This window comes from Pseudomonas sp. B6001, assembly GCF_013386015.1.
Taxonomy (GTDB): Bacteria; Pseudomonadota; Gammaproteobacteria; order Pseudomonadales; family Pseudomonadaceae; genus Aquipseudomonas.
In genome coordinates this window covers 1-12562 of sequence record NZ_JACAOX010000039.1, presented here as the reverse complement: position 1 = coordinate 12562, position 12562 = coordinate 1, and the positions used below count along the sequence as shown (strand labels likewise).

The following is a 12562-nucleotide window of genomic DNA, read 5'->3' as shown; positions in this document are numbered from 1 at the left end:
ACCAGTTGTGATAATCATAACGATTCTCATTTGAGAGTCAACATTTGTTTTTGCGGCCTCTGCGAATTTCCTCAAACTTCTGCTTGGAATCCCCGTAAACGCGGGTGCAAGTTGGCGTCTCAATTCTTTTGGCGTGCGGTCAGAGCGTCCAATTGACGATTTAAAGCTTCCTTGCGTTCAACGGGAATGTCATTCCAGTGCACATCCATCAGCGCGCCTTCAATAGCATACAACAACACTTTGGATGCCCTGAAACCGCGGGTGCGTACGGCACGGTACGCGTCGACTGCCCCCAGGCGGCGTAGGTCGGACGCACTGTGGATGCCCACCGCATGCAGCCATTGCGCCGACGTCTTGCCAAGGTTTTTCAGGTGTTGCAGCTCATCATTCATCAAGCCTCCTTGCGACGGCCGAATGGTTCGGTGGGTATCGTGACCAGGCAAGCCTGAAAGGAGTGTAGCGCTCAGTAGGAAAAGCGTAGTTCTTTGGTCGGCAACGACCTAAAAGCTTCTAAGGCAGGCGGGGGTTTTAGCGTAGGAAAGGGTGAAGCCCCCGGTACGCCCTGTGCGTAGCCGGGAGCCGATGTAGCGGTTTAGCGAGTGCGGTAGCGCAGGCGTGTGCCGAAATTGACGGACATCAGGATCTCATCGGCGCTTAACTCAGGGGGGAAATAAGTGCCGGAGATCTGGGCATGCGCCAGGCTCGCGCCTTCCAGGGGGCAGTCGCGCAAATCCAGGCCGCGCAAGTCGGCGGAGCGGAAATAAGCGTCGGTGAAATCCACGCCCTCGGCATTCAGGTCGCGCAGGTCCAGGCCGCGAAAGTCGCCACCGCGCATATCGATGGTGCCGTCTTTCGGACGCTCCTGGTTGAAGCCGCGGATATCATCTTTATGCAGAAGCGCGTACAGCGGGGTATCAAGTAGCTTCGGCTGGCTCACAATGGCGACTCCCGTGTTGGAATTATGGCGCCATTATAGTGCCACTATTTCTCGGCCGTGAGCCCCGGAAGGCTGCACGACCAAGAAATATTTCTTACAGCCCCGGCAGACGCTGGCGAATATGTGCCACCAATGCGTCCAGGGTCCCGCTTTCATTGGTCTCCACGCGTTTGCTGAGCAGCAACTCCTCGGCGCTGAGCGGGTCACGGGTGGCCTGCTGTTCTTCGATGATGGCCAGGGTAGCGTCGGAAGGGTCGTTCTTGTCCGCCTGACGTTGTGCCAGCCAAGCGGCGATTACCGCCGGTGGCGCATTGCAGTCAAGGATCAGGAATGGCGCGCCGGTGGCCTCGGCGATCTTGGCCGCCGCGTCGCGTTGTTCTCGCTTGAGGAAGGTCGCGTCCAATACCACCGGGAAACCGGCGCGCAGTACGGTGTCGGCGATTTCGTTCAGGCGCGCGTAGGTCGCGGCGCTGGCGTCTGCGGCGTAGATCCCGGCCTGCGGCGTGTTCTCGACCTTCTGCTCGCCGAACAGGCGCTTGCGCTCTACGTCCGAACGCAGGCGAATCGCCCCCAATGCTTCTACGAGGCGCATGGATACATGGCTTTTGCCAACGGCCGATACGCCATGGGTGATGGCCAGGAAGCGCGATGGGATGGTGCTGTAGCTTTCTGCCAGGTTGGCGTAGTTGCGGTACTGGCGCAGGGTGGTAGCGCGCTGCACCGCATCCGCCTCGGAAGGCATGCTGAACAGCGCGATCTTCGCGCGTACCAGGGCGCGGTAGGCTTTATAGAAGTTCAGTACTTCCAGGCCTTGATAGTCGCCGGTCAGCTCCAGGTACTGGCTGATGAAGCGTCGTGCCAGGCTCTTGAGGCCGCGGTCTTCCAGGTCCATCGCCAAAAAGCCGGTGTCGGCATACACGTCGGTGAAGCGGAACGGCTCGTTGAACTCGATGCAGTCGAAGATGACCACGTGGCCATCAATCATCGTGGCGTTGCCCAGGTGGATATCACCGTGGCATTCGCGGGTGAAGCCATTGAGCTTGCGTTGTTCAAACAGCGGCTTGAGACGCTCGAAACTGCTTTCGGCCCAGGCCTGCAAGGCGTCCAGTTGTGCCAGGTCGGCCTTGTCGCTGAGGAACGGACGGATCTGCTCGAAGTTCTGCAGCACCGGTGCCATGACATCGTGCGGCGTGCCAGCAGAGTTAGTGGCCGGGACTTTCGGGGCATTCAGGTGAAAATGCGCGATCTGCCTGGCCATTTCGTCGATGTGCGCGCTGGTCAGTTCGCCGTTGGCCTGCAGAGTGCTGAGCAGTTGGCTTTGCGGGAACTGGCGCATTTTCAGCATGTAGTCGACCACCGGACCGTCGCCGCCCAACTGCGGTGCCTCGGCGCTGCCGGTGATCGGCAACACTTCAAGATACAAATCATCGGTCAGGCGCTGGTTGAGGCGCAGCTCTTCATTGCAGAAGTGGCCGCGGGCTTCCAGGGTGGTGAAATCGAGGAAACCGAAATTCACCGGCTTCTTCATCTTGTAAGCATAGGGCCCAGTGAGCAGGACCCAGGAAATATGGGTCTCGATGACTTGGAACTGATCCACCGGATGGGGAAACAGGGCCGGGTTTTGCAGGGCAGCAATCAGGGACTGGCTCACGGGCGATCCTTCAGAGTCTGGGAAAATTCATGGCGGGCATTATGGCTCCTACAGGCGGTCGTGCAAACCGCTGTCCGGCTCATGTTGGTCATCAATAAAGTGCGTATAATCCGCCGCCATGACTCGTACCCGATCTCCCCGTTCCCGTAAAAAACCTCCTTCCCGCGGCCTGCGCCCTTGGCTGGGCTGGGCGCTTAAGCTCAGCCTGGTAGGGCTTGTCGTGATCGCCGGCTTCGCGGTTTACCTCGATGCCGTGGTCCAGGAGAAGTTCTCCGGCAAGCGCTGGACCATTCCGGCCAAGGTCTACGCGCGCCCGCTGGAACTGTTCAGCGGCCAGAAGCTGAGCAAGGATGACTTCCTCACCGAGCTCGATGCCCTGGGCTATCGCCGCGAACCCGTGAGCAATGGCCCCGGCGCCGCTGCCGTCAGCGGCAACACGGTTGACCTGAACACCCGCGGCTTCCAGTTCTATGAAGGCCTGGAAAAACCCCAGCCGGTGCGCGTGCGTTTCTCTGGCGACTACGTAGCCGAACTGTCCTCGCTCAACGGCTCGAAGTTGCCGGTGGTGCGCCTGGAACCCTTAATGATCGGTGGGATTTATCCGAAAAACCTGGAAGACCGCATCCTGATCAAGATCGATCAGGTGCCGCCTTACCTGCTGGATACTCTGATCGCCGTCGAAGACCGGGATTTCTACAGCCACTGGGGCGTATCACCGAAGTCCATCGCGCGCGCCATCTGGGTCAACACCTCGGGCGGCAAGATGACCCAGGGCGGCAGTACGCTGACACAGCAATTGGTCAAGAACTTCTACCTGACCAACGAGCGCAGCCTGACCCGCAAGCTGACCGAAGCCATGATGGCGATGCTGCTGGAGCTGCACTACAGCAAGCAGGAAATTCTTGAGGCGTACCTCAATGAAGTATTCGTTGGCCAGGACGGTCAGCGTGCCGTCCACGGTTTTGGTCTGGCCAGCCAGTTCTTCTTCGGCCAGCCGTTGTCCGAGCTGAAGTTGCACCAGGTGGCGCTGCTGGTGGGCATGGTCAAGGGGCCGTCCTACTACAACCCGCGTCGCAACCCGGAGCGGGCGCTGGAGCGCCGTAACCTGGTGCTGGATGTACTTGAGCAGCAAGGTGTCGCCACCCCTGAACAAGTGGCCGCCGCGAAGAAAATGCCACTGGGTGTAACCACCCGCGGCAAGCTCGCCGACAGCTCCTTCCCGGGCTTTATCGACCTGGTCAAACGCCAACTGCGTGAAGACTACCGCGACGAAGACTTGACTGAAGAAGGCCTGCGGATCTTCACCAGTTTCGACCCGATCCTGCAGATGAAGGCCGAAGCGTCGGTCAATGACACCTTCAAACGCCTGACAGGTCGTAAAGGCTCTGACGACGTCGAGGCTGCGATGGTGGTGACCAACCCGGAAACCGGCGAAGTCCAGGCCATGATCGGCAGTCGCCAGGCCAGCTTTGCCGGGTTCAACCGGGCGCTGGACGCGGTGCGGCCGATTGGCTCGCTGGTCAAGCCGGCGGTGTACCTGACCGCGCTGGAAAAACCGAGCAAGTACACGCTGACCAGTTGGCTGTCCGATGACCCGCTGTCGGTCAAAGGGGCTGATGGCCAGATGTGGACGCCGCATAACTTTGATCGTCGCTCCCACGGTACGATTTTCCTGTACCAGGGCTTGGCGCATTCCTACAACATCTCGACTTCCCGCCTCGGCCTTGAACTGGGCGTGCCGAACGTGCTCAAGACGCTCGGCCGGTTGGGCATCACACGTGAGTTCCCGGCGTTCCCATCGATGCTGTTGGGTGCGGGTGCGATGAGCCCGATGGAAGTGGCGACCATGTACCAGACCCTGGCCAACGGTGGCTTCAATACGCCGATGCGTGGGATCCGGAGCGTGTTGACGGCCGAAGGCGAACCGCTCAAGCGTTATCCGTTCCAGATTCAGCAACGCTTTGACCCGGCCTCGATCTACCTCATCCAGAACGCCATGCAGCGCGTGATGCGCGAAGGTACCGGACGCTCGGCCTACAACGTGCTGCCGGCCAACCTGACACTGGCCGGCAAGAGCGGTACCAGTAACGATTCGCGGGACAGCTGGTTCGCAGGGTTCAGCCAGGACCTGCTGGCAGTGGTTTGGCTGGGGCGTGATGACAACGGCAAGACGCCGTTTACCGGTGCTACCGGCGCGTTGCAGGTATGGACCAGTTTCATGAAAAAGGCCGATCCACTGCCGCTGAACATGCCGCAGCCGGACAATATCGTCCAGGCCTGGATCGATCCGCACACCGGCCAGGGTTCCGATGCCAACTGTCCGGGCGCGGTGCAGATGCCGTATATTCGCGGCAGCGAGCCACCACCCGGTGCAGCCTGCGGAGCCAGTGCGCCCGCCAGTGCTGAATCGGTGATGGATTGGGTCAAGGGCTGGATGAATTAAGCAAAGAGGGTTTCACGTGAACAAGTTGTTGATTCCAGCTATTACAGTTTTGGCATTGCTCGGTGGTTGCGCCAGCGTGGAGCGGGGCTCTATTCCGGTGGTGGACTCCAGTACAACGGTGTCCAACAACGACCGGATCTCGGCCAACGGCGGCTTCCGCCAAACCGTTACCAACCGCCCTGCCCAGGTCCGGCCCCAGGCGCAAGCCGTGCCTCAGGACTCTGGTGTAGTGGTGATGATCCCGGGTGGCGGTGCTGCCACCTCGGCTCCGATCAGTACTCAGCCGTGGACCCCAGGCCCAAGTACATCGGGCCCGATCGACGCCACGCCGATTCAAACGGCACCGATCAACCAGGGCACCTACAACATGCCGTCGACGCCGAGTGGAATTCCTTCCGCCAGCAGTGCCGGCGGTCTGTCAGCCGATGAGCAGTTGGATGGCCCGGTGCTGGCGTTGCTCACCACTGCCCAACAGCAGCAGTCGGGTGGCGATTTGAACGGCGCGTCGTCGAGCCTCGAGCGCGCCCAGCGCGTGGCACCGCGTGAACCGCAAGTGCTATACCGCCTGGCTCAGGTTCGCATGGCCCAGGGCGATGCCCCACAAGCTGAACAATTTGCCCGCCGCGGCCTGACCCTGGCCAATGGCCGTCCAGACCTGCAGGCCAGCCTGTGGAGCTTGATCGGTGATGCCCGCGAGAAGCAAGGCGATGCTGCCGGCGCCGCCCAGGCTCGGCAAAAAGCCAAGGTAAGCCTCTGATGGATGCACGCTTTCCGGCGATTGCCGAACAGTTGTTGTTGATCGAGCGCGAACTGCGCTTGCAGGGCTGGTGGGACGAAGTGTCCCCCAGTGCTGAAGCCTTGAGCAGTGTTGAGCCGTTTTCCGTCGACACACTGGACTTTCACCAGTGGCTGCAATGGATTTTCCTGACACGGATGAAGCAAATCCTCGAACAGGACCTGCCATTGCCCAATGCGTCGGGGATTCTGGAGATGGCCGAGATGGTTTACGCCGATCGGCCACTTGAGAGCCTTGGCCTGCGGACTGCGCTGAAAAAGTTCGATCAACTGATCGTCGACGCTCGTTAATTGCCTGGCTGCCGGTTTTTCCGGCAGTCTTGCGCATATTTCTACCGCTTTGCGCCATTCAGGCGAGTTTTATCCCTCCTCAAGCCCCTTTCTTCTACGTTCTCATGCGCTTAGTTGGAAAAAAGCGCAATTATTGCTTGACTTGGAGGGGCTGAAACAGAAGAATCCAAAGTCCGCTGTAGAGGGACTGCCAGAAGCAGACCCACTCAGCAGATCATGAGGCGCATACCCGCGCCGACCTGTTACACCCGCAACGCGTTACCTCGCGCTGGGTGGGAAAATCCCGCAACACTTGGGACGCTCCCAATACTTGCTCAGTCAGTGCTGACGTAGTCGGCGACCACCGTCGCTCATGCTCTGCTGAGAAGTAAACCTATTAAGACCCGTCGGTTTTTAACGGACGGTATTCTGGCGTTTTAGAGGTGAACAACGTGGAGCTTTTATCTGGCGGTGAGATGCTCGTCCGCTTTTTGCGTGACGAAGGCGTCGACTATATCTACGGGTACCCAGGTGGTGCTCTGCTGCATGTCTACGACGCACTGTTCAAGGAACCGGCTGTTACCCACATCCTGGTTCGCCACGAACAAGCTGCTACCCATATGGCTGACGGTTACGCCCGTGCCACCGGTAAAGCCGGTGTGGTACTGGTGACTTCCGGCCCTGGCGCGACCAATGCCATTACCGGCATCGCGACGGCCTATATGGACTCCATCCCGATGGTGATCATTTCCGGCCAGGTGGCGAGCACCATGGTCGGTACCGATGCATTCCAGGAAACCGACATGATCGGTATTTCCCGGCCGATCGTGAAACACAGCTTCATGATCAAGCATGCCTCGGAAATCCCGGAAGTCATGAAGAAGGCGTTCTACCTCGCACAGTCCGGTCGCCCGGGTCCTGTGGTGGTCGATATCCCGAAAGACATGACCAACCCGGCGGAAAAATTCGAATACATCTTCCCGAAGAAAGCCAAGCTGCGTTCCTACAGCCCGGCCGTTCGCGGGCACTCGGGGCAAATCCGCAAGGCGGCAGAAATGCTGTTGGCGGCCAAGCGTCCGGTGCTCTATTCGGGTGGTGGGGTGATTCTGGGCGGCGGTTCTGCACCGCTGACCGAACTGGCCAAGCTGCTCAACCTGCCAGTCACCAACACCTTGATGGGCCTTGGCGCGTTCCCGGGTTCGGACCGTCAGTTCGTCGGCATGCTCGGCATGCACGGCAGCTACACCGCCAACCTGGCCATGCACCATGCTGACGTGATCCTCGCCGTCGGTGCGCGGTTCGATGACCGGGTGATCAATGGCGCGAGCAAGTTCTGCCCGAATGCCAAGATCATCCACATCGATATCGACCCGGCATCCATCTCCAAGACCATCAAGGCCGACGTGCCTATCGTTGGTCCTGTGGAAAGCGTGCTGACCGAAATGGTCGCTGCGCTGAAGGAAATCGGCGAAGCCCCGAACAAGGATTCCGTTGCCAGCTGGTGGAAGCAGATCGACGAGTGGCGCGGTGATCGCGGCCTGTTCCCTTACGACAAGGGTGATGGCAGCGTCATCAAGCCACAGACCGTGATCGAAACCCTGTGCGAAGTGACCAAGGGCGATGCCTTTGTGACCTCCGACGTGGGCCAGCACCAGATGTTCGCGGCGCAGTACTACAAGTTCGACAAGCCTAACCGCTGGATCAACTCCGGTGGCCTGGGCACGATGGGCTTTGGTTTCCCTGCGGCCATGGGTGTGAAGCTGAGCTTTCCGGATACTGACGTTGCGTGCGTCACCGGCGAAGGCAGTATCCAGATGAACATCCAGGAACTGTCGACCTGCCTGCAATATGGCTTGCCGGTGAAGATCGTCTGCCTGAACAACGGTGTACTGGGCATGGTTCGCCAGTGGCAGGACATGAGCTACGGCAGCCGTCACTCCCATTCCTACATGGAGTCTCTGCCTGACTTCGTCAAATTGGTTGAAGCCTATGGCCATGTCGGCATGCGCATCACCGATCTGAAGGATTTGAAGCCGATGATGGAAGAGGCGTTCGCCATGAAGGACCGCCTGGTGTTCCTCGATATTCAGGTCGACACCAGCGAGCACGTCTACCCGATGCAGATCAAAGACGGCTCCATGCGCGATATGTGGCTGAACAAGACGGAGCGTACCTAATCATGCGGCACATTATCTCCCTGCTTCTGGAGAACGAACCGGGCGCTCTGTCACGTGTGGTCGGACTGTTTTCGCAACGCAACTACAACATCGAAAGCCTGACGGTGGCGCCGACCGAAGACCCGACCTTGTCGCGTCTGACGTTGACCACCGTTGGCCATGATGAGGTGATCGAGCAGATCACCAAGAACCTCAACAAGCTGATCGAAGTGGTCAAGCTGGTCGACTTGTCGGAGAGTGCCCACATCGAGCGTGAGCTGATGCTGGTCAAGGTCAAGGCTACGGGTGCACAACGGGCCGAGATCAAGCGCACTACCGACATTTATCGCGGGCAGATCGTCGATGTGAGCGCCAGCGTTTATACCGTTCAACTGACCGGTACAAGCGACAAGCTGGACAGCTTCATCCAGTCGATCGGGACGGCCTCGATTCTGGAAACTGTACGCAGTGGCGTCACCGGGATTGCTCGTGGCGACAAAGTACTCAGCATCTAACTCAAATTTAGCGAATGGCCTTAAACGGCCTGGATATATAGAGGAACCTCATGAAAGTTTATTACGATAAAGATTGTGACCTGTCGATCATCCAGGGCAAAAAAGTCGCCATCATCGGCTACGGTTCCCAGGGCCACGCCCAAGCGTGCAACCTGAAAGATTCCGGCGTTGACGTGACCGTTGGCCTGCGCAAAGGCTCGGCCACTGTTGCCAAGGCTGAAGCCCACGGCCTGAAAGTGACTGACGTTGCTTCTGCTGTCGCTGCTGCCGACCTGGTCATGATCCTGACCCCGGACGAGTTCCAGTCCGAGCTGTACAAGAACGAAATCGAGCCGAACATCAAGAAGGGCGCCACCCTGGCCTTCTCCCACGGCTTCGCGATCCACTACAACCAGGTTGTGCCGCGCGCCGACCTCGACGTGATCATGATCGCGCCGAAAGCACCGGGCCACACCGTGCGCTCCGAGTTCGTCAAAGGCGGCGGTATCCCTGACCTGATCGCGATCTACCAGGACGCCTCGGGCAACGCCAAGAACGTCGCACTGTCCTACGCTGCTGGCGTGGGTGGCGGTCGTACCGGCATCATCGAAACCACCTTCAAGGACGAGACTGAAACCGACCTGTTCGGCGAACAAGCCGTTCTGTGCGGCGGTACCGTTGAGCTGGTCAAAGCCGGTTTCGAAACCCTGGTTGAAGCTGGCTACGCGCCGGAAATGGCCTATTTCGAATGCCTGCACGAACTGAAGCTGATCGTTGACCTCATGTACGAAGGCGGTATCGCCAACATGAACTACTCGATCTCCAACAACGCCGAATACGGCGAGTACGTGACTGGCCCGGAAGTGATCAACGCCGAGTCCCGTCAGGCCATGCGCAACGCCCTGAAACGTATTCAGGACGGCGAATACGCCAAAATGTTCATCAGCGAAGGTGCAACCGGCTACCCTTCGATGACCGCCAAGCGTCGTAACAACGCCGCTCACGGTATCGAGATCATCGGCGAGCAACTGCGCTCCATGATGCCGTGGATCGGTGCCAACAAGATCGTCGACAAAGCCAAAAACTAAGTCGTACGGATCAAGGGAAAACGCGGCTTAGGCCGCGTTTTTTCGTTTGCGGGGCAGGTTCTGGTATAAAGCTGCATCGTTTGCGGGCGAACACTCGCCGCAAGTTTCTGTCGAAATTTTTCACACCGTTGCAAGGTAAAGTCCATGAGCGAACGTCCCGAAGAGCCAAACCAGGCCTCTGACGCCGAAAGCCTGCTACCGATCGATGAACATGTCGAAGAAGGGCACGATGCTGAAGGCCGTAAAGTCCGGCATCGTGGCATCTATCTTCTGCCCAATCTGTTCACCACTGCGAACCTGTTCGCGGGGTTCTACTCCATCATCAATTCCATGAGTGCCCAGAGTGCGTTGGCGGCCGGCGATGCGGCCGGGGCCAGCAAGTACTTTGGTTTTGCCGCGATAGCGATCTTCGTCGCCATGGTCCTTGATGGCCTGGATGGCCGGGTTGCGCGGATGACCAACACCCAGAGTGCCTTTGGCGCCGAGTATGACTCGCTGTCGGACATGGTTGCCTTCGGTGTGGCGCCGGCGTTGCTCGCATTTGCCTGGGCGCTGGGTGATATGGGCAAGGTTGGCTGGATGGTTGCCTTCATCTATGTGGCGGGCGCGGCATTGCGTCTGGCGCGCTTTAATACCCAGGTGGGGACTGCCGACAAGCGCTACTTCATTGGCCTGGCCAGTCCGGCTGCGGCGGGTGTGGTAGCCGGTATTGTCTGGGCATTCAGCGACTACGGTATCCAGGGTTCCAAGATGTCGTTCCTGGTGGCCTTGATGGTTGCGGCGGCCGGCATGCTGATGGTCAGCAATATCAAGTACAACAGCTTCAAGGAGCTGGATCTCAAAGGGCGTGTGCCGTTTGTGGCTATCCTGGCAGTGGTGCTGGTGTTTGCCGTGGTCTTCAGTGATCCGCCGCGAATCCTGCTGCTGGCTTTCCTTGTGTATGCCGCGTCCGGCCCGGTGCAGTACCTTCTGCATCTTCGTCAGCGCAAAACGTTGCCTTAATGTAATTTCCCCCATACTCCGCAGTCTATTGGTGCATCTGTCCTCCAAAGCTGCGGAGTTGCCATGTTAATCAAGTTTCCCAAAGCGTCTGATTGCCAAGAATCGGATGTCACGCCTGAATCCCTCTATTTCTCTCGCCGCAGCTTGCTCGGTGGTGCGCTTGCCGGCCTGGCTGCCAGCAGCCTGCCGCGTTGGGCCAGTGCGGATGATGCGGCACGTTATGCCGATGTCGAGCCGGGCAATGCACCTGGCTGGTTTGCCGAAAAGCTCCCGGGTACCAAATGGCAGGCGATTACCGTCAAGGACGAGGCCATCACCCCTTTCAAGGACGCAACCCACTACAACAACTTCTATGAGTTCGGTACGGATAAGGGCGACCCTGCAGCCAATGCCGGGTCTCTGAAGACTGAGCCGTGGAGTGTGGTGATAGATGGTGAGGTCGCCAAACCTGGGCGCTATGCGCTTGAAGACTTCATGAAGCCCTATCAGTTGGAAGAGCGAATCTATCGACTGCGCTGCGTAGAGGCGTGGTCGATGGTCATTCCGTGGATAGGGTTCCCTATATCGGAACTGCTCAAGCACGTCGAGCCGACCTCGAACGCCAAGTACATCCGTTTTGAAACCCTGCAGGATCCCAAGAGCATGCCGGGGCAGCGGTCCAACTTCGCCTTGATCGACTGGCCTTATGTAGAAGGGCTGCGATTGGATGAGGCGATGAATCCCCTGGCGATCCTTGCGGTGGGCATGTATGGGCGGGAGCTGCCGAACCAGAACGGCGCGCCGTTGCGGTTGGTGGTGCCGTGGAAGTACGGATTCAAGAGCGTCAAGTCGATCGTACGCATCAGCCTGGTCAGCGAGCAGCCGAAAACCACCTGGCAAAGTATTGCCGCGAGTGAGTATGGGTTTTACGCAAATGTGAATCCTACCGTCGACCATCCGCGTTGGACCCAGGCGCGGGAGCGGCGGTTGCCCAGCGGGCTGTTCAGTCCCAATGTGCGTGAGACACAAATGTTCAACGGCTACGCCGATGAAGTCGCTTCTCTTTATACGGGCCTCGATCTGCGGAAGAACTATTGATGCGCTATCCGATCTGGCGCATCGGCGTCTTTATAGCAGCGGCGGTGTGGCCGCTGTTCTGGCTGTACGAGGCCTGGAGCTTTGCGCTGGGACCTGACCCGGGCAAGGTGCTGATGGATCGGCTCGGGCTTGGCACCTTGATTCTGTTGTTAATAACCCTGGGTATGACACCGTTGCAGAAGCTCAGTGGTTGGGCGGGGTGGATCGCCGTGCGACGGCAACTGGGATTGTGGTGCTTTGCCTATGTGGTTTTGCATCTCGCTGCTTACTGCGTGTTTATCCTTGGGTTGGATTGGTCGCAGTTGGGGGTTGAGCTACGGAAGCGGCCTTACATTATTGTGGGTACCTTGGGATTCCTTTCTCTATTGGTGCTGGCAGTCACCTCCAACCGATACAGCCAGCGTCGCCTTGGTGTGCGCTGGAAGAAACTGCATCGTTTGGTTTACGTGATTCTCGGGCTTGGTTTGCTGCATATGCTGTGGATCGTGCGGGCAGATCTCAAGGAGTGGGCTATCTATGCATCTATAGGGGCGCTGCTTCTGGTCCTGCGTATACCACCGGTGACGCGCCGAATTCCCCGTCTTATTGCTAAAAAACCATCTTCTGCAACAAAAGCGTAATTAACCCTTGACGGCAGATTCTGGAAGTC

Annotated in this window: 12 protein-coding genes; 9 read left to right on the top strand and 3 right to left on the bottom strand. The window is 58.7% G+C overall.

Annotation, left to right across the window (positions count from 1 at the left end):
* Nucleotides 1-119 precede the first annotated feature (119 nt).
* From HX821_RS28300 to HX821_RS28290, 3 genes are all read right to left on the bottom strand, one after another.
* On the bottom strand, nt 120-392 hold the full coding sequence (locus HX821_RS28300; RefSeq protein WP_003212140.1) for a TfoX/Sxy family protein: 273 nt from the start codon (nt 390-392) through the stop codon (nt 120-122).
* A gap of 200 nt (nt 393-592) precedes the next feature.
* Nucleotides 593-937 carry a pentapeptide repeat-containing protein gene (locus HX821_RS28295; RefSeq protein WP_008436884.1) on the bottom strand — a complete coding sequence of 115 codons (345 nt, stop codon included), beginning with the start codon at nt 935-937 and terminating at the stop codon, nt 593-595.
* A 94-nt stretch (nt 938-1031) separates the two neighbouring features.
* On the bottom strand, nt 1032-2588 hold the full coding sequence (locus tag HX821_RS28290) for a bifunctional aminoglycoside phosphotransferase/ATP-binding protein (RefSeq protein ID WP_177037047.1): 1557 nt from the start codon (nt 2586-2588) through the stop codon (nt 1032-1034).
* A 118-nt stretch (nt 2589-2706) separates the two neighbouring features.
* Here HX821_RS28290 and mrcB point away from each other — a divergent pair, with 118 nt between their 5' ends.
* The 9 genes from mrcB to msrQ all read left to right on the top strand — a co-directional run bounded on the left by mrcB (nt 2707) and on the right by msrQ (nt 12533).
* A complete protein-coding gene (mrcB, locus tag HX821_RS28285; RefSeq protein ID WP_102604517.1) occupies nt 2707-5031 on the top strand; it encodes a penicillin-binding protein 1B in 2325 nt (774 codons plus the stop codon).
* A 16-nt stretch (nt 5032-5047) separates the two neighbouring features.
* A complete protein-coding gene (locus HX821_RS28280; RefSeq protein ID WP_177037045.1) occupies nt 5048-5788 on the top strand; it encodes a hypothetical protein in 741 nt (246 codons plus the stop codon).
* Nucleotides 5788-6117, top strand: coding sequence for a YqcC family protein (locus HX821_RS28275; RefSeq protein WP_003212129.1), 330 nt, complete (start codon nt 5788-5790; stop codon nt 6115-6117). Before HX821_RS28280 ends, HX821_RS28275 begins: the two co-directional genes overlap by 1 nt.
* A gap of 431 nt (nt 6118-6548) precedes the next feature.
* The gene (locus HX821_RS28270) at nt 6549-8273 is read left to right on the top strand and encodes an acetolactate synthase 3 large subunit (RefSeq protein WP_008436892.1); all 1725 of its coding nucleotides are present in this window, start codon (nt 6549-6551) and stop codon (nt 8271-8273) included.
* Nucleotides 8274-8275: 2 nt separating this feature from the next.
* Complete coding sequence (gene ilvN, locus HX821_RS28265) at nt 8276-8767, top strand: acetolactate synthase small subunit (protein WP_003176102.1); 492 nt, start codon at nt 8276-8278, stop codon at nt 8765-8767.
* Between the two features lie 50 nt (nt 8768-8817).
* A complete protein-coding gene (gene ilvC / locus HX821_RS28260; RefSeq protein WP_177037043.1) occupies nt 8818-9834 on the top strand; it encodes a ketol-acid reductoisomerase in 1017 nt (338 codons plus the stop codon).
* Between the two features lie 144 nt (nt 9835-9978).
* Nucleotides 9979-10836, top strand: a complete 858-nt coding sequence (pssA, locus tag HX821_RS28255) for a CDP-diacylglycerol--serine O-phosphatidyltransferase (RefSeq protein ID WP_003212123.1) — start codon at nt 9979-9981, stop codon at nt 10834-10836.
* Between the two features lie 63 nt (nt 10837-10899).
* Nucleotides 10900-11913 carry a protein-methionine-sulfoxide reductase catalytic subunit MsrP gene (gene msrP / locus HX821_RS28250; RefSeq protein WP_003212121.1) on the top strand — a complete coding sequence of 338 codons (1014 nt, stop codon included), beginning with the start codon at nt 10900-10902 and terminating at the stop codon, nt 11911-11913.
* The gene (gene msrQ, locus HX821_RS28245; protein WP_177021513.1) at nt 11913-12533 is read left to right on the top strand and encodes a protein-methionine-sulfoxide reductase heme-binding subunit MsrQ; all 621 of its coding nucleotides are present in this window, start codon (nt 11913-11915) and stop codon (nt 12531-12533) included. Before msrP ends, msrQ begins: the two co-directional genes overlap by 1 nt.
* Nucleotides 12534-12562: the final 29 nt, after the last annotated feature.